At 63.8% G+C, this 22539-nt stretch carries 21 protein-coding genes; 3 read left to right on the forward strand and 18 right to left on the reverse strand.

Translation table 11 applies throughout. The features are described 5' to 3' along the window. Positions 1-158: 158 nt before the first annotated feature. Positions 159-656, forward strand: a complete 498-nt coding sequence (locus tag D6M19_RS17675; protein WP_123026543.1) for a flavin reductase family protein — start codon at positions 159-161, stop codon at positions 654-656. A gap of 51 nt (positions 657-707) precedes the next feature. Here D6M19_RS17675 and D6M19_RS17680 read toward each other — a convergent pair whose 3' ends face one another. Both D6M19_RS17680 and D6M19_RS17685 read right to left on the reverse strand, forming a co-directional pair. Then, positions 708-2243 carry a class I adenylate-forming enzyme family protein gene (locus tag D6M19_RS17680; protein WP_123026544.1) on the reverse strand — a complete coding sequence of 512 codons (1536 nt, stop codon included), beginning with the start codon at positions 2241-2243 and terminating at the stop codon, positions 708-710. A gap of 1 nt (position 2244) precedes the next feature. Beyond that, a complete protein-coding gene (locus D6M19_RS17685; protein ID WP_123026545.1) occupies positions 2245-3462 on the reverse strand; it encodes a thiolase family protein in 1218 nt (405 codons plus the stop codon). A 526-nt stretch (positions 3463-3988) separates the two neighbouring features. Between D6M19_RS17685 and D6M19_RS17690 the strand changes: the two genes are divergently transcribed. After that, positions 3989-4711 (forward strand): GntR family transcriptional regulator, encoded by a 723-nt coding sequence (locus D6M19_RS17690; RefSeq protein ID WP_164478553.1) that lies wholly within the window; start codon positions 3989-3991, stop codon positions 4709-4711. Between the two features lie 53 nt (positions 4712-4764). Here the strand turns inward: D6M19_RS17690 and D6M19_RS17695 are convergent, their stop codons facing one another. From D6M19_RS17695 to D6M19_RS17770, 16 genes are all read right to left on the reverse strand, one after another. After that, entirely contained in the window at positions 4765-5589 is an 825-nt protein-coding gene (locus D6M19_RS17695; RefSeq protein ID WP_123026547.1) for an LLM class flavin-dependent oxidoreductase, read from the reverse strand. 69 nt (positions 5590-5658) lie between these two features. Then, positions 5659-6132 carry a nuclear transport factor 2 family protein gene (locus tag D6M19_RS17700; RefSeq protein ID WP_123026548.1) on the reverse strand — a complete coding sequence of 158 codons (474 nt, stop codon included), beginning with the start codon at positions 6130-6132 and terminating at the stop codon, positions 5659-5661. 33 nt (positions 6133-6165) lie between these two features. Next, positions 6166-7086, reverse strand: a complete 921-nt coding sequence (locus tag D6M19_RS17705) for a VOC family protein (RefSeq protein ID WP_123026549.1) — start codon at positions 7084-7086, stop codon at positions 6166-6168. Between the two features lie 287 nt (positions 7087-7373). Continuing rightward, positions 7374-7697 (reverse strand): DUF732 domain-containing protein, encoded by a 324-nt coding sequence (locus tag D6M19_RS17710; RefSeq protein WP_234834910.1) that lies wholly within the window; start codon positions 7695-7697, stop codon positions 7374-7376. 274 nt (positions 7698-7971) lie between these two features. Continuing rightward, complete coding sequence (locus D6M19_RS17715; protein WP_407665361.1) at positions 7972-8835, reverse strand: alpha/beta hydrolase-fold protein; 864 nt, start codon at positions 8833-8835, stop codon at positions 7972-7974. A gap of 127 nt (positions 8836-8962) precedes the next feature. Next, complete coding sequence (locus D6M19_RS17720; protein ID WP_123026615.1) at positions 8963-9445, reverse strand: CAP domain-containing protein; 483 nt, start codon at positions 9443-9445, stop codon at positions 8963-8965. 65 nt (positions 9446-9510) lie between these two features. Beyond that, positions 9511-10185, reverse strand: a complete 675-nt coding sequence (locus tag D6M19_RS34835; RefSeq protein WP_234834911.1) for an Rv1363c family protein — start codon at positions 10183-10185, stop codon at positions 9511-9513. Further along, positions 10182-10625 carry an Rv1363c family protein gene (locus D6M19_RS17730; protein ID WP_123026551.1) on the reverse strand — a complete coding sequence of 148 codons (444 nt, stop codon included), beginning with the start codon at positions 10623-10625 and terminating at the stop codon, positions 10182-10184. Before D6M19_RS17730 ends, D6M19_RS34835 begins: the two co-directional genes overlap by 4 nt. Before the next feature lie 215 nt (positions 10626-10840). Then, positions 10841-12265 (reverse strand): MCE family protein, encoded by a 1425-nt coding sequence (locus D6M19_RS17735; protein ID WP_123026552.1) that lies wholly within the window; start codon positions 12263-12265, stop codon positions 10841-10843. 2 nt (positions 12266-12267) lie between these two features. Further along, entirely contained in the window at positions 12268-13401 is a 1134-nt protein-coding gene (locus D6M19_RS17740; RefSeq protein ID WP_123026553.1) for a virulence factor Mce family protein, read from the reverse strand. Next, positions 13398-14738, reverse strand: a complete 1341-nt coding sequence (locus D6M19_RS17745; RefSeq protein WP_123026554.1) for an MCE family protein — start codon at positions 14736-14738, stop codon at positions 13398-13400. Before D6M19_RS17745 ends, D6M19_RS17740 begins: the two co-directional genes overlap by 4 nt. Beyond that, positions 14735-16093, reverse strand: a complete 1359-nt coding sequence (locus D6M19_RS17750; RefSeq protein WP_123026555.1) for an MCE family protein — start codon at positions 16091-16093, stop codon at positions 14735-14737. The genes D6M19_RS17745 and D6M19_RS17750 overlap by 4 nt, the downstream gene beginning before the upstream one ends. Continuing rightward, a complete protein-coding gene (locus D6M19_RS17755; protein ID WP_123026617.1) occupies positions 16090-17118 on the reverse strand; it encodes an MCE family protein in 1029 nt (342 codons plus the stop codon). The genes D6M19_RS17750 and D6M19_RS17755 overlap by 4 nt, the downstream gene beginning before the upstream one ends. Positions 17119-17164: 46 nt before the next feature. Next, the gene (locus tag D6M19_RS17760) at positions 17165-18553 is read right to left on the reverse strand and encodes an MCE family protein (RefSeq protein WP_123026556.1); all 1389 of its coding nucleotides are present in this window, start codon (positions 18551-18553) and stop codon (positions 17165-17167) included. A 2-nt stretch (positions 18554-18555) separates the two neighbouring features. Next, positions 18556-19413, reverse strand: a complete 858-nt coding sequence (locus D6M19_RS17765; RefSeq protein WP_123026557.1) for an ABC transporter permease — start codon at positions 19411-19413, stop codon at positions 18556-18558. Next, positions 19410-20174, reverse strand: coding sequence for an MlaE family ABC transporter permease (locus tag D6M19_RS17770; protein WP_234834922.1), 765 nt, complete (start codon positions 20172-20174; stop codon positions 19410-19412). Before D6M19_RS17770 ends, D6M19_RS17765 begins: the two co-directional genes overlap by 4 nt. Before the next feature lie 785 nt (positions 20175-20959). On the opposite strand from D6M19_RS17770, the gene D6M19_RS17775 reads away from it, so the two are divergent. Further along, positions 20960-22465 carry an FAD-dependent monooxygenase gene (locus D6M19_RS17775; RefSeq protein WP_123026619.1) on the forward strand — a complete coding sequence of 502 codons (1506 nt, stop codon included), beginning with the start codon at positions 20960-20962 and terminating at the stop codon, positions 22463-22465. Positions 22466-22539: the final 74 nt, after the last annotated feature.

Raw genomic sequence — 22539 nt, forward strand, 5'->3', positions numbered from 1 at the left:
ACTGCATTGAGGCCTGGCTGCTTTGGTCCTAAACTGATGACAGTTTGTCTTTCGGAATATGTCCGGGATGCGCCGATCAGTGGGCGCAATTTGCTCCGGGCGCGCAAGTGAAATGGCTGGGCGCGCCAGGACTGCACGAGAAGAGAGGATGTCGGCCCTTGACCGCTGCACCGCCTACGCCGCAGGATTTCCGCTCGGTGTTGGGGCACTTCGCCTCAGGCATCACGATCATCACAGGCGTCTGCGAGGGCAGGCCGGTTGGTTTCACCTGCCAGTCGTTCTCCGCGTTGTCCCTCGATCCGCCGATGGTGGTCATCTTGCCCGCGCTCACATCACGGACTTGGCCGCAGATCGCTCGAGGCGGGAACTTCGGCGTGAGCGTCCTTGCGCACGATCAACAGGACATCTGCGCCAGATTCGCCAGAAGCGGTACCGACAAGTTCAGCGGCGTGGAATGGCGAACATCACGGCTGGGATTGCCGATGATCGTCGGCGCCTGCGCCTGGATCGACTGCAGCATCGAGACGTCCCACACTGGCGGCGACCACGAGATCGTCGTCGGGGCCGTTCATCACCTCGAGGCTGACGGCGCACGGGAGCCGCTGCTGTTTCACCGGGGGCGTTACGCACACGCCGTGCCGGTAGGAAGTCCATGACAACGACTCCGTGACAACGAACCACGACGGGGCCGACGAGCTGCTCGGCGCTCAGATCTTCTGCTCCAGCGCGGCCCAGTACCGGGCTCTCACCTCACGACGTAGCACCTTGCCAACCGAGCTGCGTGGCAAGCTGTCGACGACGTCGACCGCCTTGGGTGTACGGACGGAGCCGAGCTTGGCCTTGCACATGGCGATCAGTTCGTCTGCTGTCACGTCCTGACCGGGGACCAATTCGACGACAGCGGTCACCGCCTCGCCCCAGTCCGCGTCGGGTGCACCCACGACGGCGCAGTCCTGAACGGCGGGGTGGCCGAGCACGACGTTCTCCACCTCTGCCGGGTACACGTTGTACCCGCCGGTGATGATGAGGTCTTTCTTGCGGTCGGTGATGTACAGGTACCCGTCGTCGTCGACATGCCCGACGTCACCGGTGAGCAGCCAGCCGTCGACCACCGTGGACGCAGTCGCGGCGGCATCGCCGTAATAGCCGGCCATGACGTTGTCGCCCCTGACGCATATTTCGCCGGACTCGCCGGCGGTAAGTTCGCGGCCGCCCTCGAAGATCCCGACCCGCAACAGAGGGAAGGGACGCCCGACCGACGACAGGCGTCGGTCGGATGCGATCTCACCGTCTTCGAAGTGTTCCTCTGGCCGAAGGTAGGCGATGGAGCCGAACGCTTCGGTCTGGCCATATCCGCCCATCATGACCGGCCCGAACACCTGGATGGCGCGTCGAAGCTTGGCGACGGATATGGGCGCAGCGCCGTAGAGCAGGTAGCGCAGGCTGGAGAGGTCCCGCTGCCGGATGTCGTCGAGTTCGAGCATTCGGTAGATGACGGTCGGGGGAAGGAACACCTCGGTCACGTGATGGCGCTCGATGGCGTCGACGACCCCATCCGGCGTTGCCCTCGGTATCAAGACGACGGTGCCGCCGCGGGTGAGCGCAGGCATGGCTAGGAATCCGGCGGTGTGGGTCAGCGGTGCGGCCGCCAGGTTGACGATCGGTGTGTTCTCGGGATAGTGAAACGCCAACAGCATGTGCGTCAGCGCCGCCGACATGCTGCGGTGGGTGATCATCACACCCTTCGACGGCCCCGTCGTGCCACCGGTGGCCATGATCGCGATGACCTCATCCGGTTGATGTGGCGGTTCCGGGTCGGTGGCCGGATGGCCGGCCAGCCAGGGCTCCAAGCCCACGTCGAAACAGATGGTCTCGCGAACCGATGGGGTGACGGCGGCCATCTGCTGGGCCGCTTCGCGCTGGCTGCTGTGGAAGAGGATCAACTCGCAGTCGAACCGGCTGAGCAGATCGATCGACTCAGCGGTGGGAATGTCGGCCTTGAGCGGCACCCAGGTGCACCCGGCGCGCCACAGACCCAACACGCAGATCATGCCGAGCGGGTCGTTGGGCGAGAGCACGGCGACCTTGGTACCGGCCGCGAATCCGTTGGCGGACAAGGCCTGCGCGATTCGACACGACAGCTCGCCGGCTTGCGTGTAGCTGTAGGTGCGCTCGTCCATCACGAACGCGGCGCCGTTGCGGTTGAGGCGCCAGCCGCGGTCGAAGAAGTCGGTGATGCGCACGTCAGCCGCCCAGGATCGTCACGACAGCGACGGCTTCCTCACCGCGCTGGTACCCGCCGCCGTTCTCCACGAGCCCGATGCGAGCTCCCGGTACCTGACGCCCACCGGCCTCGCCGCGGAGCTGGGTCACGATCTCGAATATCTGTCCCAGTCCGGTAGCGGCCAACGGGTGTCCCTTGGATTCGAGGCCACCCGAGGGATTGATGGGGATGCGCCCGCCGAGGGAGGACGCGCCCTGCAGAGCCATCGGCCCCCCCATCCCCATAGGAGCCAATCCGACCAACTCGCTGACCAGCAGTTCGCCAAACGCGGTGGCATCGTGCACCTCGGCGACGTCGACCTCGCCCGGGCTGACACCGGCCCGCTCGTACGCCCGGTCGGCGGCCCGCTTGGTCACATGTTGGGAGTAGTCGGCCCATTCGCGGTCCAGTCCGGTGGCGATGCCGTTCGCCCTCACCCGGACCGACCGGGAGGGGACCTTTCCCCCAGTGGGGAGGCACACGATGGCTGCCGCGGCGCCGTCGGTCACCGGCGCACACATGGGGACCGTGAGCGGATGGGCAAGCTTGCGCGCGTTCATGATGTCCTCGATCGACATCGGCTTGCGGTAGTGGGCACGTTCGTTGTGGACGGAGTGGCCGTGGTTCTTCGATGCCACCGCCGCCAGCTGCTCCACGGTCGACCCGAAGGTCTTCATGTGCAGTCTCGCGAACGCCGCGTAGACGTCCATCAGCGGGCTGCGGGCACCGAGTTCGGCATCGTCGATGGCCCCGCCGATGTCGTCGATCTCCTCGAACACCCGCTGGGGATTGTTGACGTCGGCGACCCCGTCGAACACCGACATGGTCTTGGCCCGGTCTCCGATATTCATGCGCTCGACGCCGACCGCGAGCGCGACGTCACAGGTGCCCGAGAGCACTTGGTTCACCGCGAGGGTGAACGCCGTTGTCCCTGTGGCGCAGGCATTCTCCACGTTGACGATCGGGATGCCTGCGATTCCCGACGGGCGCAGGGCGATTTGGCCGCCGGTCATCAGCTGGCCCTCCAGCAGGCTTTGGGTGGTGTTGCCGAAAAATGCCCAGCCGACGTCGGACGCAGTCAACCCCGCATCGGCGAGCGCGTCGTTGACGACCGAGGTCGTCATGTCGACGATCGACCGGTCGGGAAAGATGCCGAACTGTGTCATCGCCACGCCGGCGATGTGGACTTCTTTACCCATCGGTTCTCCCCTATCTGCCACCATCAAGGAAACTGTAAGCAGTTCACGGTTGTCAAGCTAGCGGTCCGCTCGATGCAGCTACGCGCCGGGGCGCGATCGAAGCGGCCTTCAGCCGTCTCGAGCGCTTTCCCCAGGGCGGGGGTCACGGGGTGCCGTCCCTACCTAACTGCTTACACACTGGGCGGGCCACTGGCGTGGTCGGGAGTCAAAAAATGATGGATCTATCCGTCGGCCGCATCGAGTAGGCTCGTCACCATGCGACGCGCTGGCACCGAGCGCGACCTGCAGACGCCGGTCGAGCACGTAATGTCGGCAGTAGGGAATCTCGCAGTTGGTGAAGGCGCGCAGTTTTGCCCGACCGGCAAAATCCGACGTACCGAACCTCGTGGCAAACTCAGATCACCCCGTGTGCGGCGTCGCGCGGTAGACTTGCCCCGATGTGAGCGGTCTGCAGAAGTCGTCGAACTACGAACTGCCGACAGAACCATCCACGACAACACCAATGACTATGAGCAAAGGCTCCTCGATGGATGACATGACAGCGGAGCAGGGTGGCGCCATGTGGGCGTACGGGAAGGTGCGCGCGGCCATTCTGTCGGGCGACTTACCTCCGGGCGGGCGGGTGTCTCAAGTCCAGCTCGCCGATCGCCTCGGCATCGGACGTCCGACGTTGCGTGAAGCGCTGCGGATGCTTCAGAACGAAGGCTTGATTCGAGCCGAGCACAACCGGCAGGTCCGCGTAGCACCGTTGGAACTGGGCGACTTCGAGGATCTGTGCGCGTTGCGACTGGCGGTCGAACCGATGGCCGTGCGGCTGTCCGTCCCGCTGCTGACCGACGAGGATCTGGTGCAGATAATCACGGCCGAGCAGGAGACCTCTCGGCTGAACCGAGAATTGGACTTCGTGTGCGCCGCGGCCTCGCATCAGCGCTTCCACTCGTTGATGTTCTCCCACGCGGGTGAGCGGGTCAGGCGAACGGCCGATGATCTGTGGCAGACCGCGGAACGGTATCGCAGACTGATGATCGGGAAGAACGATGATCTCGATGCCGTGGCGCGATTGGCTGACGCCGACCACGCCGCGATACGGCGAGCTGCCGAAGACCGCGATGGGGCGGTGTGCGCCGATCTCGTCGCGCAACACATCTCAAAGGTCAGCACCGTGACGCTCTCGTTGATTGACAGCAGCCATGACAGTCGCGTGCTGCGAACCGCCACCAGTCGCATCGTCGCCAGGAGCCACGCGTAGCGCTGACTCCGGTAAGCGAAAAGCTCGAGCCTGCAATCGAATCGAGTGCAGGACTACGCTGTGGCCACCTCGCGGGGACTGAGTCGCGCCAGCACTGCTCGGACCTCCCCGATGTCGTTCCAGTCCACCACCGGCCGGAGAATGATCCTTGCCGGGGCGGGGTTGCCCCAATGGTCCAGCTGCATTGCCAAATCTGCAGCGCCGTCACTAATGCTGCCGAGCAACGGTGGGGGGGAACCAGAGCGGGTGGAGGTCACGTCTACACCGTTGGCAGCCATCTCCTCCAGCAACTGACGCTCCGCTTCCGGGCCCGTCGCGACGACTCGGTGATAGACATGGGTGAAAAACCCCGGGTTGGTAGTCGTTGTCTGCAGTTTCGCCACTGCCGCCCGCACTTCGGCCGGGGTGAGCATCGAGAAGATGACGGCATCTGCTGAACGCGCGCTGAGTTCCAGCATGCGAGGGCCCTTGGTGCCCACGCCAACACGGGTGTGCGGCAACTCTTTGCGGATGACGTCGATCGCCGCGCCAACCAGACGCAGTTGCCCGCGCGCGGCCGCGCCGGCACCCACCCCCACTGTGACGCGCGACGAATCCAACTCCTCGGCAGCCATCTTGGGAGCCCACACCTCCGCGGGGTGCGTGTCCAGTGGAATGACGCCAACGCCGATTTCCATCCGGCGGGTGCTCGCGTACGCGCTGGCGAGGCGGGCAACGGGGTCGACTTCGGTGCCGACGACGTTGAACCAGAATCCGCCATAGCCGAGCTCTTCGGACAGGCGCGCCAGTTCACCAATGGTCCGCGGCGCCAGCTTTCCATGAACACCGACCTCCCAGGGTGGAGGTGGGCCGGGTTCGGTGAACGGTGATGCAGTCATGACCGGTAACTACTACAGACGTCGCCGACGAGGAGGCACATCGCCGAACTCACTGCTGGCGGTACCACTTCAGTTGCGGGGCAAGGGGATCGGGCTGCTGCCCGCTGAAACGAACACCGGTTCGATGACCCGACGTTGGATCAACCAGCGGTCGTCGTCACGAACGAAATGATCGGTGGCATCCGCGATCATTGTGGGTGGGGCGAGCGCCAACGGCGCCTCGCCGTCTTGGGCGTACAGCGTGATCACGTACGTCGCCGAGGCGTTCAGGTGGTCCACGACATCGGTGACCAGGTTCGAGACGAGATGCCGAGATAGACGTGGCCCGTTGGCTCGTCGGGCCGCGAAGAACTCCGCAACTTCCGCTCTGCCCGTCATCGTCCGAGCCGGCATCACGCACACACCTTGTTCGGTATAGAGCAGTTCATTGCCCACACCGTGGTTCCGATCGACGTTCCACCAACTCTGATGCACGGCTTGTGTCAGGGCGCTGGCACTAGATGGCTCGACGTGGGGTCCCGGCTGTGGGTCAGGGGACGGCATGCAGTTCTCCCTTCGCGGTGGCGTCGGCGTGGGCTAGGTACCGGTGGACAGGAAGGTCTCTGGGATTCCGTAGGACCAACCGTTCATGAACTCCGGGAGCTTCTCCGGGCTGGTGTCGTTGACGACCGATGCATCGTCGTCCATTTCGTCCATGCCGCCGCTGAACTCGTTACGATTTCCGGTGGGATCGAGTACGTAGGCGAAGGTGTTGGTCCCGAAACCCTTCGTGGTTCCGTACGTACCGCCGGCCATGTGGCGACCAGGTCCCCACTCCCACCGATGCCCATTTTCGACCAGTCGGTCGCTCAAACGGAAGTAGTGGTTGCCGTCTTCCATCGCAAAGGCGATGTGGTGCAGGCGATCCCCGGGATGAATGGCCTGCATGTAGGCGATGTCGTGATCGAGCTTGCTGGCCCGAAGCCATGATCCTGCCCAGTTGCCCGCGATGGTCAGGGCGATGGACAACTTGAATCCGAGGACCATCTTCATGAACTCTGCGAACTCGCGGGGGTTCAGGTCGCCGAGGATGTTGATGTGGTCGATGTCGGTCGGACGGGCCGAGCCGTCGGAGGTGAAGTTGGTGACCCCGGCGGTACGAGCGCCGTCGGCGACGACGAACTCCATGTGGTGTCCGCTGGGAAGATCGAAGCCGAGGATCTCACCGTGTCCGGGGCGGTCTGCGTCCTTGTACCGGCTGTATTCGACGCCGCTGTTGTTCAATCGCGACATGATCGCGTCGAGGTCGTCGCCGTGGTCCACGCCGAAGGCGAAGCTCTCGACTGCCTGTCCACCGTTGATCAGCGTGATGTCCGCTTCGTCGCCGCCACACGTCAACAGCGCGCGATCGGCATTGCGGTCCAGCACGATCAGATCGAGGACGCCCTCGTACCACTCCAGCGCCTCACCGAGATCTTTGACGCGAATGGCGGCGTGGTCGATCCGATTGATGGACATTTACTGACTCCTTCGAGAACGGTCCGCCCTTCTGCAGACACCGCTCTACTGTAAGCAGATAGTGGGCATAAGGCTAGTGTCTTTCTTTCTTCAAGATCGCCTGGGTAGAGCCTTCGCGGTCCTCGGAACATCCGTTTTATGCGGTTATCTGCAGGTATGCGCCGGGTCGCCCGCCTACCAAAACTTCAAGGATGCACATGGCGTAGCCTAAACGAGGCGTTTGATTCTGCTTACACTTATGCCGTCCAGATCCCGCTGGACAGCCCAGCGGTGGGCGGTCGCGAGGCTCAGCCACCCACGGGAGGCTGGTAGCCCGCTGCCGAATTCCGGAGCTGCGAGATCTGGGCGGGGCACAGGATGCCGACCGCGTAGGACACGATGTAGTTCGCTGATTGCTCGTCATTCGGACTGACGTCTCGTTCGACGTCGCTCATCACGTTGGCGTAGCTCTCACCGTTGGCAACGTGATGACAGATTTCGTGGCCGTACCCCAATGCGTCGCCGTAGGGGAAGTCGAAGTGACGGCGCACGACCACGTTGTAGGTGTATTCGACCTCGGGTGCCGGCGTCGCGGATGCGGGCGACGCTTGCGTCGGGGCGAGGACGGTCAAGACCGCGGCCAGGGTGACTGCGCCGAGAGTCCAGCTCCGCCAGGCTGTGCAACGACCCGGCGCGGCAATGAGCCTTGGTGACGCAGTTCTGCCGTCGGGTTGGCGGCAAATGGCCACCGGTTCCGACGCCGAATCGACTTCTGGTGCTGAGTACTTCACTAAAGCCACCTATCGGTATCCGTGCCTGCTGCGTCGTGCGTACACGTCACACGTAGGGCAGGCACTATCCCAACTCGGATCGGAAGGGGAGGCAGCAGGTCCACGCGGTGATCGCTCACCTGATGGAGGCGACGAGATCAGCGGACATCTTGGCCACTTGTGGTCCCCAACTAGACCAGTCGTGCTGGCCGCCAACGGGGATGTCGAAATGACCGTTGGTACCGCCGACCGACCGGAAGTGGGTAAAGAAGCTTCGGTTGCTGCCCTGCGCCTGATCGCAATGGTCGATCATCGCGGCCGGGTCACTGCACGTCAGGGTGCCGGGGCTGAACACCCAGAGCCGAGTGTTGTTGTTCACCAACAGCCCCACGTGCACGTCGGGGTCGTGCCACTTCCAGCGACCCAACTGGGCCGCACCCCACATCGCACGCGTGTCCACTCCACCGAACCGAGCCATGCCCTCGGTGATCGCACCATTGAAAGTCGTGGCCGACGGGGTCAGGAACCCCGACATCGATCCGGCGTACCGGAATCGGTCGGGGTGAAACGCCGCCATCATCAGTGCGCCGGTGCCCCCCTGGGCCGCGCCGACGATCCCGTGCCCGCCTGGCGCCAGCCCCTTGTTCGCGGAGAGCCAGTCGGGCAGTTCGCTGGACAAAAACGTCTCCCACTGGCGACTACCGTCCATTTCCCAGTCGGTGTACATGCTCCAGGCGCCGCTCGCAGGCGCGACCACCGAGATGCCCTGCCCCGAAAGGGTTTCCATGGCCTTGCCCGCCGTCACCCAATTGCTGACATCGGGTGCTGCATTGAAGGCATCCAGAAGATAAACCGCATGTGGTCCGCCGGCCTGGAACGCCACCGGAATGTCGCGACCCATGGCCGCCGAAGGGACCATCAGGTACTCGACGGCGGCTGCCTTCGCGACAGCGCTTTGCCAGAAGCAGACGGCGAACACGCAGGCCAACGCGACGCGCAGGAAGATGATGCTGACTTTCACGGTGTCCTCCCGATGTGACCTTCGCGTGGATACGTCAGGGTTCAGATGCGGCCGAAGCTGCGGTGTGGTCATGGTCGTCGACGAATACGTCGCCTGCGCTTGGTTGTCACGCCGCGTCCGGTCGACCGTAGAGCGCCACGACCACAGTCCGATCGAGTGAGTTCTCCGACCACACGCCGATCTCGGAGTGACCGCAATCCTGCATGATGGCCAGGTAGGCCGGGTTGTAGTACCACTGGTTGAGCAGTTCGATACCGCTCATAGCCAGGGCGGGGTTGATGCCAACCGTCTCGGCGACGTCACCTCTGAAACCGGTTGCCGCGGCACGACTCTGGGCCGTCGAGCCGTCGGACCCCAGGTCGCCGTCGAGCGCACGATTGGTGAGTACGTCCGCGGCGTGCCATTGCGCAGCGAGCTGCAGCTGCGGGCTGACGTGAAGGCGATTCGTACAACCCGCCTGATGCTGCAGGACATAGACGGCCTCGACCACGCTGGCGTTGAAACGCTTGTTGTCCGCGTGCGCAATCGGGGTCGAAGCCAGAACGGTTCCAATCGTCAGCAGCAATGCTGCGGGCACAATCCGCTTCATCGCAGCGCCGAAGATCGCCCACCGCTTGCGCGGGACCGGTGGCGGCGTCTGGTAGCTGGATCTGATCATTTGGGGTTGAACCCCGAGATGAGCCAGCGCGAGTCGCGGTGATCGAGGGCGACTTCGACGACCGAGGCAGTACTGGTCGGAGCATCCTGTCCCGTGGTGACGGCCTGGTTGATGAACAGCAGCACGACTGCGTGATTCGCGGTCGCCGATGCCGAGGCCGCCTCGGCCACAGTCGCCGTCGCGGAGATCATGCGCTGTTTTGCCCCGGGGATCACGACATCCCGGGTCAGGGACGTGTATTCGTCGCGAAAACCTCCGGTCAGGCGGTCGCGTGCGGCGCTCAACGACTTCTCCGCGGTGTCCGGGGTGTACGAAAGCATTGCCACGGCGCCGTCTTTGGCGGCTTGCACAGACTCTGCAGCGGCTCGTTCGTCGGCCTTGGCCCTGTCGACGGTGTATTTGAGGTAACCGACACCGAGCGCCATCAGCAGCACGATGGCAGGCACGACGTAGAAGCCGAGGGTCGCCGCCCATCGCCGCGGCGGGCGGCCGTCGTGTGCCAGGCCGTCCTCTTCTAGAGAAGAGTGCGTTCGCCTTCGCAACCGTAGAGTGCGGGCCCGCCGCACGGGTTTCGGAGCGTCTGTCGGAGCAGACGCCTCGACACTGTCGGCGCCGTCTGCCGGCTCGTCGGCCGCGTCGAGGTCGACCTCAACAACTTCGACTTTGCTCATGGGACGAACTCCACGTCGGACACTTTCACGGCGTCTCCCATTTTCTTGACGGTGAGTTGCATCCGCCAAGATCTCGGAGGTTGTTGCGGGGCGACGGCATTGGTGATGTTGACCTTGACTGCGACCAGTACCTGAGCTGTGTCTGCGGAGGCGGATTGCACGCCGGACGAGAGCACGGTCCCCGTCGAGGTCGACTGAGACTGCTTGACCACGTCGATGAACGGACCTGATCTCTTGGAGAAGTCGTCGTAGAAGGAACCCGTTGCGGTGTCGAGGATGCGCTGCACATCAGCGTCCGCGTGCTGCCAGTCGATTGTCGTGAGGTTCACCGCGCCTTGGCGGGCTGCCTGCAGGAACGCCGCACGCCCCGAATCTATCTGGTGGTAGTGATTGCTCTGCACGCCCAGCCATCCGCCGACCGCGCCCAGCGCGGTGACCATCGCGGCCCCTAAGAGGAGGGCAATACGGTGCGGCGGCCGCCGTCGAGCGGAAGCCACTGGGGCGGAGGGTGGCTCGCCATCAGGCGTGGGAACTGTGTCGATTCTCTCCGCCTCGAGTTCATCGTGAGGTCCATCGACGTCGGAAACGACGGCGCTATCGTCCTCCTCGGCGAGGTCGTTGTGTAAACCGCGTATCGCCGTTGCGGAGGCGCGTCTCATCGGTCATTTCCTTTCGGCACCAACATGTCTTGCCATGTCGGATTCGCCGGGGCGGATTGGGACAGATCGGACTGGGTGTACTGCTGTCCGTCTGGGCCGAAGTACTTGCCCGTTGCGGGATCGTAGGTTGCGGCAGCCACCGGCACAGGAGGCTGGGGTGGAGGTTCGGGTATCGGCTGGCCGGTTAGCGTCGCATTGGCATCGCCCTTCCAGTTGTAGCCGTCATTGAGCGGGACATACGTCCTGTCGCTCTCGCACTCCTTGACAGTCGCCGCGCGTTTGCCCGGTCGGGTTTCGCACGGAATGTTGCGTGCACCACGGACGTTGAATGGAGAGTCCTGGGGCACCCGGCAGTACATGTCGCCTGCCGGGCGGGTGGGGTAATCGACTTCGCTGGCAGATCGCGCCTGATTGGGCGGCAGGAAGCCGGTGGTGCACGGCGGCGGAAGGTTAATGTTGGCATTCAACGACAGGTTGATTCCCGGATACTTGCCGTACCGGTCCGGCAGTTCGGCCGACTGCACTCCCGCGGTGACCTGTGGCGCCAACACGAGTATTTGTTCGATATTGGCTTGGTAGACCACTGCGACGTCGGCCAAGCTTGCCATGTTGGCCGCCAAGATCGGCAGTGTCGGGTTGAGTCGGTCGAACAGCGCGCGCGTCTGGTCGAAGGCATCGGGCCCGTTGTTCAAAACTCCGGCGAAAGCTCCGTTCTGCGCTTCCAGGTCGCTGGTGATCTGCGCGAGGTTGGCCGCCCAAGCCTGGATTGAGTCTGCGGTGTCGATCTGGCTGTCCATGACCGGCTTGCTGTCGTCTATCAGGGTGGTGATGGAGTCCAGATTCTTGCGTGCGTCAGCGGTCAAGGCAGTCGTACCCGATATGAGGCGCGACAGTTCGGGTCCCAGACCGCCTATTGCGGTGAATGATTCGTCGATCGCGGTGCGGAGATTGTCGTTCGGTATCGCAGTCAGGCCGGCGTTGGTGATGGTGAGCAACTTGTTGACGTCGGGCGGGATGCTGGTGCGGGCGGCGGGAATCACGTCACCGTTCTTCAGCGACGGGCCCTTGCCACTCCTTGGGACCAGTTCGATGAATTGCTCGCCGATGGCCGATTGGCTGTGCACCCGCGCGTCGAGGTCGGCCGGGATGTGCGCATCTGAATTGATCGACAGTTGGGCTGTCACGCCCGCGTCCGACAACGCAACGCTGTCGACCCTGCCGACTTCCACCCCACGGTAGGTGACGTTGCTGTTGACGTAGAGCCCTGCCGAGTTGGGCAGTTCGACGTCGACGCGGTAGTGCCCGCCTCCCCACAGCAACCTGGGTACATCGAGGTAGCTGAACACCATGAATGCGCCACCGACGAGTGTGATGACACAGAAGATCGCCAGCTGCAGGCGAACTCGGCGAGTCAGATGCATGCTTACGGTCCTTGGTCCAGACGGTAGGGGGCCACAAGCGGGTTGCCGCCCGTGTAGGGGCTTGGGATGACGCCAATGGTCCGACCCCACTGCATCTCCAGCTCGGTCAGGTCTCCCTCGAATCGGGTACCGACGAAGAAGGATGAGTCGATTCTGCTCAACGTGAGATCGAGAATCAGGCTGACGTTGAGGTAGTCGCCCCGCTGCGCCTTGGCGATCATGTCCTTCGGGAAGGGGTAGGTGACGAAGAAGCCCAAGGATCTCGTGAGCGCGGGCCCGGAGTTCGCCAGCGACTCCAGGACCGGTCCCAGGTCCCGGAGTTCGGTCACCAGGGCGTCCTTGGTCTGATTGACCGAGTCAGCGGTCAAAGCACTGAACTTGCCCAGCTGGTCGACTGCCTCGATCAATTGATCGCGCTGGCCGTTGAGGACCGCCAGCGCCCGCGGAATGGTGTCGAAGGCCTTGTCCACCACCGGTTTCTGGTCGGCGAACTGCTTCACGAGCCTGTTCAGACTGTCGGTGGCGGCGATGATCTGGTCGGTTTGATCTTTTACGTGCCCGATGAACTGTTCCAGCTGTGCCATCAGGCTGCGAAGTTGGTCTTCGCGGCCACCGAACGCCGTCGACAGCGCTTTGGTGATGTCTTGGAGCTGGCCCACGCCGCCGCCGTTGAGGAGCATCGACACCGCGGCCAGTGTCTGCTCGGTCGAGGGGTAGGCGCGCCCCGCCGACAGCGGAATCAGCGACCCTTGGTGCAACCTACCTTCAGGAGGGGCATCGGTGGGCGGAGTGAGTTCGACGTGCAGCGAGCCCAGCAGGCTGGTCTGGCCGAGCGTTGCAACGGAATTGGCCGGCAGGTTGACGCTCTTGTCGAGTGACATCGTGACCAGCGCGTGCCAGTCTTGGCGTTCGATCTTGGTGATCGTTCCCACGTTGACGTCACCCACCCGAACCCGGGAGTTCTGCTGGATATTGGTGATGTCAGGCATCTGCGCCTGGATGGTGAACGACCCGTCGCCTGTCCCCTGGGTGCCCGGCATGGGAAGTGAATTCAGTCCGCGCCAGCCACATCCCGACATCGTGGTGGCAACGATTGCGGTCGCCGCGATGGAGATTGCCCGTTGGAAGCCTTTCATGGCTGCCCTTCCGCTTGCGGCGGTGCCATCAAACCCAGCAGACCGTTGTTGGGATCCGTCGGCGTCGCGACCGGTGCCGGCGCCGGGTCCGTTGGCGCTTCGGCAGGCAGAGGGGGGAGGGCCTCGGCGGGTGCTTGCGGACCGTTCGCGTGCGGCTGCGGTGGTACGAAGTCAGGGCGCAATCTGTCCTCGCTGTAGGTGATCTCATTGGGTCGCGTGGTCGCACCGACGAATGGGTTCATGCCGATCGGGGGGAAGTTGTACTGCCGGTTCTTCACGATCGGCGCCAGGTACTGCACGCAGAGCTTCGCCGACTGTTCGGAGTTCAGGCGCGATGCCGCCTGAATGCCGCCACACAGGAACGTGATCGGGTCGGAGAAGTTGTTGATCACCGGGATGCCGGTGAGGGCGCCCTGAGCAGGCTGGTAGAGGTTGGCCGCATTGGACAGCGTCGTGGGCCCGAGGTGCAGCGACTGCTTGATGTCGTCGATGCTGTCGTTCAGCGCCTGAGACACCGACGTCAACTTGTCGGCCGTGGTGCCGACTGTCTCGCGATTCTCGGCGATGAAGGTCCGCATTTCGATGAACGCCCCATCGAGATCCTTGACTGCATTGGCGACCTCGCCTTGATTGTTGTTCAGCAGGTGCGTGACTTCGGCGAAGTTGACGTTGAGCTGGCGCAGCAGGTCGGTGCTGTCGCGCAGCGCTGAGACCAGCGTGGCGAGATTCTTCACCGAGGTGAAGGTGTCGTCGCTGTGGTCGGCGACCGCCGAAACCGCCTGTGAGAGCTTGATCAGCGAGTTCCGGATCTCGGCACCCTGCCCGCGCAGATTGTCGGCGGTGGTGTTGATCAGAGACCCGAGGGTGCTCACGCCTTCCGGCTCGGTGGGCTGCAGTGTCTCGGCGAGCTTCTGCAGCTGCGTGCGGAAGTCGTCCCACTCCATCGGGACCGCGGTGCGGTCCGTACCGATCACGGTTCCCGTCGCCATGGTCGGACCGCCCTGGTAGGGCGGCGTCAACTGGATGGCGCGCGCCGTGATGAGCGTCGGCGACAGGATGACGACCTTGGCGTCGGCGGGCACGGGGTGCCGTGTGTCGAACCAGAAGGAGATCTTCACTTTGTCGGGTTGGGCTTCGATCGTCTCGATCTTGCCGACGTTGACGCCTCTGATGCGTACGTCGTCTCCGGCGAACACACCGTTGCTGTTCTCGAAATACGCGACAACGTGCACTCGATGGGCCACCCGGGACAGGTGCACGAGCGCCGCGGCGGCGCAAGTGATGACGAGGACCAGCGCGGCCACCAGTCCGATGCGCAATGCGCGGGAGCGAGTCATTGTGCAGCGTCCTGGATCGATGGAGTCGCTTGGGGCTCACCCGGTGCCGGTTGGAAGACCGGCATGGGCTCGGGTTGAGCCGGGGCGTCCTGCCCGGCCGGAAGGGCAGGCGGACCAGGCGGCGGCCCACCGGGCAACGGAGCGAGCCCCGGGTCTCGGTACGGATAGCAGCCGGTCGGGCCGGGCAGCGGCACACCGGGCGGCCCGCACCCTGGGTCACCCGGGTTACCGGTGATGGCATCTGGGATGGTCAGGCGCGGCTCACCACCTTGGCCCGTCCGTGGGTAGGGCACCGGCAGCGCCGGCGTGCCCGGCTGGCCGACCTGTGGGTCGGTCCGCTGGGACGGCAACAGCACGTGGGGATCAAGGCCGAGGTCGGAGAACGCCGCATCGACGAACGGTTGAGTGAACTGTCCGGGCAGCAGGTTCACGATGTAGGCCTTGAAGAACGGGCCCGACGAAATCGCTTCTCCCAAGGACAGTGCATAACTGTTGAGACCCTTGATGGACGCCTGGATGTCGGCCTTGCGGTTGTCAAGGATCGTCAGGACGCCGTTGAGCTTGTCGAGCGCCGGCTTGAGCGTGGACCGGTTGTCCTTGACGAACCCGCTGAACTGCTGCGACAACGCCGACAAGTTGTCAGAGATCTCGTCGAGAGCGGCGCTCTGACTTCGCAGGCTGACCAGCAGCGCGTTGCTGTCCCTGATCAGTTGGACGATGTTGTCGGTTCGGTCCGCCAGCACGGTGGTCGCCTTGCGTGCGTTGGCCAGCAGATTGCGCAGCTCCTCGTCACGTTGGGCCAACGTGTCGGAAAACCGCCCGACACCGGCCACCGCGACCTTCAACTCTGGTGGCGTGTCCTGCAGCGTTTGCGACAGCGTCTGCAACGACTGCGACAGCTGGTCGGTGTCCAGCCCGCTGATGGTGGCGGTGAGATCACCGATTGCGTCCGAAAGTTGGTACGGCGACTTGGTCCGGGTGAGCGGGATCGTCTCGGAGAGCCGTCCTGCACCGCGCGGCGTGACGTCGAGCACCTTATTGCCGAGCAGCGCGATGGTCTTGATCTCCGCTTCGGTCTCTGTGCCGAGCCGGATGTCGTCGTGCACGCTGAAACGCACCAGGACCCCATGGGAGTCCAACGTGATGCTGTCGATGCGGCCGGCGTCGAACCCCAGGACCTGCACCGGCGCGCCGGTGGTCAGCCCGCCGGATTCCTCGAAGTACGCCGAGTAGTCGGAGTCGGTGAACAGCGACGACAGGCGCGCGTAGTTGAGCGTGCCGACGGTGATCGCGGCGATCACCGCGACCGCGACCAGGCAGATGACGACGGGATTTCGTTCGCGGAATGGCTTCATTTGGGTGTGCACCTGCCCGAATCCTGGCCGGCGGCCTTGATGTAGACGGGCTGGCCGCCCTGCCCGTTGACCTTGAGGAACAGATCGCACATGTAAAAACTGAAGAAGTCGCCGGTGAGCGCCTGCCGTCCGACCATGCGGTAGGCGTCGGGCAGCGTCTTGAGGAAGTCGTTGAAGTAGTCGTGATCAACGAGCACTTGTGCTGCGGCACGGTCGGTTTGGTGAACCACCGACTGTATGGCCGGCCGTGACTGAGACAGCAGGTCACTGATCGACGCCGAAGCTGCATTGGCGTACGCCACCGAGTTCGTGAGGTCTTCCTTTCTTCCCTCGAGCCCGTGGATGAGTTCGGCCAGCGAGTCGACCGCCGTGCCCAACTGCTCACTGTGGTCGCCGAGCGAGCCCAGCAGGGTGTTGAGGTTGACCACCACCTGGCCGATGAGATCGTCACGGTCGGCGAGGGTGTTGGTCAGCGTTGCGGTCTGCGCCAGGATCGATCCGATGGTCGGGCCCTGCCCCTGGAAGGCGGCGATCAGTTGGCCGCTCAGCGCATTCACCTGACCGGGATCCAACGCCCGAAAGAGTGGTCGGAACCCGCCGATCAGCGCATCGAGATCCAGTGCCGGACTGGTCCGGTCCAGGGGGATGGTGCCGCCGACCGGCAATTTGCGCGTGCTGCCTGCGCCTTCTTCCAGTGCCAGGAATCGCCCGCCGATGTTGTCGTCATAACGCACCACCGCCTTCGTTGCGTCGGTGAGCACCACCGTGTCGTCCGTGCCGAACGTCACCTGGGCGGTCGCGTTATCCAAGATCTTGATCCCCTTGACCTGTCCGACCTCCACGCCGGCAATACGAACGAAATTCCCCTCCTTGAGACCACGGACGTTGGAAAAGATCGCGTTGTACGTCTTTTCGGACTGAAATCGAAGATCTCCGTATATCGCGACGAGGGCGAATGCGCCGAAAGCGCATATCACGACGAACACCCCAAGCCTGAGCAAGGTCGCGGAAAGGTTGCGGCGCAACGGTTCACCTGCCTTCAGTTCGTTTCGGCTGCATGGGGCGTCGGCATCACGGCGCCGGCGGCGCGGAGGCGGGCTCGGGAGCGGGTGCCGGTGGGACACCCGGGTAGAGCGGTGCTCCGTCGGGGCCGTACATCGGCGCGCCCCACGGCGGCGCCCCCGGATACGGGATGGGGCCTGGCGCAGGACCGCCCTGGGTGTTGCGAATGACGGGCGGCTCGGGGACGCCTCGTGTCACAGGCAGGAAGTTGGCCCACCCGGGGAACCCGATGCCAGGATTGGGACGGTTGTCGAGGCCACTGCCGAAGCCGGTGTCGGTGACGAGATTGCGCACCGGGTAGTTGTTCGCGACATCGGGCAGCGATCCGCAGCCTGGCTTGCCGCCCGGCCCACCCTTGGCGTTTACCACCGGCAGGTTGTCGGGGTACTTGTACATGTCGTCGCCCAGCAGAAGCGCCGAATCCATGAGCAGCGACTTGCCGTTGAATCCGCCCGTGGTGGCCTCGTGGAACTTCAATGCGGTGTTGGCGCCGACCAACAAGCACGTCAACTCCGGGTTGTACTTCATCAACAGATTCGTAGTCGGTTCCAACAGGTTGACGGCCTTGATCAGATTGTCCTTGGCAGGCGCGAGCGTCGCGGTGCCGCTCCGAGCGAAGCCGGCGACAGACAACATGAGCGCGTCGAACTGCTTGCTCTGGTCGACCAGGGTGGTGCTGGTGGTGCTTGCCGCCGAGAGGAACCTGATGATGTCGGGCGCGGCCTTGCTGTAGGTGTCACTGAACTGCTTCAACGCAATCCAGTTCTCAGGCATGGTGTCGCTGCGCGGATTGAGGGCCAGAAGAACGTCATTCGAGTCGGTTATCGACTGGCCGATCTGCTTACCCTTGCCACCGAAGCCGTCGTCGAGTGCGGACAGCACGGAGTTCAACTTGGCCGGATCGATGTGGTTGAGCACTTCGACCAGGTTCTCGAAGACGGTGTTCACCTCGACTGTGACGTTGGACGACTTCAGCACCGCGCCGGCCGAGAGCCGTTCCCGGCTGGGGTTGTCCGGGTAGACGAGGTCGACGAACTTGGACCCGAAAACCGTTGTCGCATCGATCTTTGCCGTCACATTGGCCGGGATGTGCGATACCTGGTCGGCGTCGATGGCCAGACGCAGCCGAACGTTGTCGAGCCCTGCCGAGACTGTTTCTACGTGCCCGACCTGCACGCCGCGCATCTTGACCTTGGAATAGGGTTCCATCACCAAGCCGGCACGATCTGAGGTCAACGTCACCGGAACAGTGGCGCTCAGCGCGCCCAGAAACGACGCCGCGCACAGCACCAAGCACCCGACGATGACAAGGACGAGTGCAGCGGCGAGCCAGCCAGCGGAGAATCGTGGTTCTCCAGCGGGGCGCTTGCGGCCTGACCGGTGACTGGATCTACTCATCGTCAACCCGAGAAGTTGAAGTTGCCGGTCTGGCCGTAGAGCGCCAGCGTGACGAACAGGATGATGAAGCCGGCGGCGATGAGCGATGCGCGGGTCGCCCGACCCACGGCTTCGCCCACTCCGGCGGGCCCTCCCGATGCCGTGAATCCGTAGTAGGTGTGGATCAGCATGATCACGATCACTTCGGCGATGGTGACGACGAAGGACCGAATGGCGTCGCCCGGGATGAAGAAGGTGTTGAAGTAGTGCGTGTACACGCCTCCCGACTGTCCGTACAACACGGTGCTGATGAACTTGCCTGCGAGGAATCCCATCATCAGCGCGACGCCGTAGATCGGGATGACCACAATGACTCCCGCGGCGACCCGAGTCGACGCCAGGTAGGCAACGGCTTTGATGCCCATCACTTCCAATGCGTCAATCTCTTCGTTGATGCGCATGGCACCGAGTTGCGCGGTCGCGCCTGCGCCGATGGTGGCGGCGAAGGCGACGGCAGCGGTGATGGGCGTGATGATGCGAGTGTTCGCGAACGCCGCAGCGAAACCGTTGAGTGCTTCCACGCCAACCTGGGACAGCTGGCTGTAGAACTGGCTGGCTCCCGCCGCGGCGGTGGACATGGCCATGAAGGACACCACCGCCACCGTGCCCCCGATGACCGCGAGCGCGCCGGTACCGAGGCTCATCGACGCAACCTGCCGTAGGAGCTCGGACCGGTACCTGGTGACCGCGTCCTTGACCGACACCACCGTCTCACCGAAGAACCGAGCCTGTTCACCCAGATCGATCCACCTCGACCGGACGGTACGCACTCGTTGGGCGGTGCGTGGGAAGGCCGAACGGACGACCGATAGGGATGTCATTTGCCCACCTGGAATCCGATTGCCGTCATCACCGCGTTGATGAGCAACAAGAAGATGAAGGAGAAGACAACCGTTTCGTTGACCGCATTGCCGACCGCGGCCGGGCCCCCACCGACGTTGATGCCCTTGTAACACGCGATGAGTCCGGAGGTCAGCCCGAACAGAGTCGCCTTGATCATCGAAACGATGACGTCGGTGAGGCCGGTGATGATGGTCATGCCCGCGACGAAGGCGCCGGCGGTGACATGCTGGACGAATACCGCGAAGAAGAATCCGCCGATCAGGCCGGTGAGGGTGACCAGCGAGGACAGTAGGAACGCCACCACCGTCGCCGCCAGTACGCGTGGCACCACCAGCGCCTGAATCGGATCGATGCCCATGACGCGCATGGCGTCGAGCTCCTCGCGGATGGTACGAGCGCCGAGGTCGGCGCACATCGCCGTGGCTCCCGCGCCGGCGACGACCAGGACGGTGACGAACGGCCCGAGCTGATTGACGGCGGACAACGAGGCGCCCGAACCCGAGTAGTCCGCGGCGCCGAATTCCACCAGCAGCACGTTGATGGTGAAGACCGCCATCACCACGAACGGCACTGCCAGGACGAGGGAAGGCAACAGTGACACGCGGGCTACGAACCACGTCTGGTCGAGGAATTCACGCCACGCGAATGGCGGCCGAAACATCGTGACGAAGACGTCGAGGACGAGCGCGAAGAACTTGCCGCCACTGCGTACCGGGCCCAGCAGCGTGGCGCCGGTCACGGTGTCGGAGAGCTTCGACGAGCAGGGATCGTTGCTGCGGCGCACTCGTCGAACGATTGCCCGCTGTCGCGCCCGAGTCCCCGCGTCCGCAGGCGTGTCGCCAGGGTCAGGCGCTCCGCGGATAGGTGGCCGCCGGAATCGAAGGCGACCACGTGGGGATACCGGTGGGGCATCTTCATCCAATCTGAGGCGTCAGTGTGACCACAATCACCCACATTGAAGTGTAAGCAGATTCGGTTTGTCAAGTGATTCTTGAAGTTATCTTCGACGGACTGCCGCAACCTGTGCCAGACGCATCAAAGTAGTTGTCCAACAGTGCTATTGAAAAAGTCTCAACGATTCTGCAAAGTATTGGACTACTAAAAATAAGCCGGTCTATCGACTAAACTGTTTACACTCTTACAGAGGACTGACAGCTGGGTCGCGTTGCCGCGGGTCCATCTCAGTCGAGCCGGCCCCCGGTGCACCTTCTGCGAGAGCGACTTGGAACGTGTTGGCGTTCGTGGTCGCTCCTTCAGTTCGGGCGAGGCTTCTCCGTGTTTACGCGCTTCTGGTCGATCATGTCAAAAAATTTCGAAATTTCTTGATCGTGTCGGTTCGGCGGGGTAACTTCAAATTTGCGAAGCAGGCGCGCGATGGTGCGCAGGCTGTGCTCACTGGCCAACCCGTCCAAGCGCGGGGCCGGCCGTGGACCGAAAAACGGAAACCGTGCCAACCCCGTTGCCCATCCGCGGCCCTCGCCCGAGACGGCGGTCTGCGCGTCTGAGGAAGTGAGAAGGATGAAGATGAGCGACGTCGATGTTCTCGTTGTTGGCGCGGGCCCCTCTGGGTTGACGCTGGCGGCAGAGGTCGCACGACGAGGCGCATCCGTTCAGATCGTCGAGAAGCGCGCGTTGGCTCCCGTGTCGCGCGCCGGAACGGTGCTGCCGCGTCCGATGGAGCTGCTGGACGCGCGCGGGATCGCCGATCGGTTCTTGGCGCGGGGTTACGAGCTAAACGGGGTTGGAACGCTGTCCTCGACGCATGTATGGGCCGGCATGTCTCCCCTCGCCTGGTCGCCATTGGGTTCCCGATTCGGCTTCACCTTGTACCTGCCTCAGCACGAGACCGAGGTACTGCTGCGCGCGTGGGCGGAGGAGGTGGGCGTGCAGATTCGTTTCGAATCCGCGCTGGTGGATCTCACGGAAACCTCGGACGAGATCCGAGCCACCACCCTCAACGCCGACGGCGTCGAGGAAGACACCACCGCCCAATATGTCGTCTGCGCAGACGGGGGGCGAGGCAAGTCACGCGAGCTCCTTGGCATCGACTGGGTCGGCCACGACACGACCTTCACCGGCATTGTCGCCACCGCCCGGATGGAATTCGCCTGGCCGGGTGGAGTGAGGCCGGGGCAGAACAAGTACGGCTTCACCGTCGCCTTCCCGTTCGGCACTGGTCTTACGCGATTCGCGATCGTGCACGTCGAGTCCGCGAAACGCCCGGTCGAAGAGCCCATCACTGCGGCCGAGGTCTCTCACGCAGCCAGCGAGATCCTCGAGGAGAAGATCGAGGTCACCGAGCTGGTCGAAGGGACCCGCTACGGCGACGCCATGAAAGTGGCCGGACAGATGAGAAAGGGCCGCGCATTCCTGGTCGGAGAATCTGTGCGAATTCACTATCCCGCCAGCGGCGTTGGGATGAACTTCTGCATCCAGGATGCGTTCAACTTGGGCTGGAAGCTCGCTGCGGTGGTGCAGGGCGATGCCAACCCGGCGCTACTGGACACATACGAGAGTGAACGACGGCCGATCGTGGACGATCTGCTGGAGAGCGTGCGTGCGCAGGTGGCCGTGCAATACAACTTCAGCGAAGGTGGGGCCGCCTACCGCCGCCGTTTCGAGAAGGACCTGATCCAGCTCCCGTCGGTGAACGCCGAACTGGTCAGGGAGCTCAACGGATTGCAGACGCCGTACGAGCGCCCTCCGGACGCACATCCTGCTGTGGGCCTACCGGCGCCGGACTTCGAGATCCTGCGCTTCGACGGCTCACCGGTGCGGCTCTATGAACTGCTTCGCGACCATCCCTTCGTCGTTCTCGACCTCAGCGGCGCGGAGTCCGTGGAGGCAACGGAAGTCAAAGACCTCCCTGCCGCGCTGGTGGCGGGCTACCCGGTTCGATTGCCGGCGGCCCTCGCAGGGGCGTCCGTCATCGTCGTCCGGCCGGACACGTATCTGGCGTGGGTCTACGACGCCGTGCCCGAACCGGGGGCAATTCGCCAGCAACTGACCCGCTCGCTGTACCTCGATTGAGCGCCGACCCTGCCCGGTGGGATCGGGGCCCTTGCGCCCCGCCCGATCCCGACGGGTCATCAAACGACGACGCA

Source organism: Mycolicibacterium stellerae (assembly GCF_003719305.1).
GTDB lineage: Bacteria > Actinomycetota > Actinomycetes > Mycobacteriales > Mycobacteriaceae > Mycobacterium > Mycobacterium stellerae.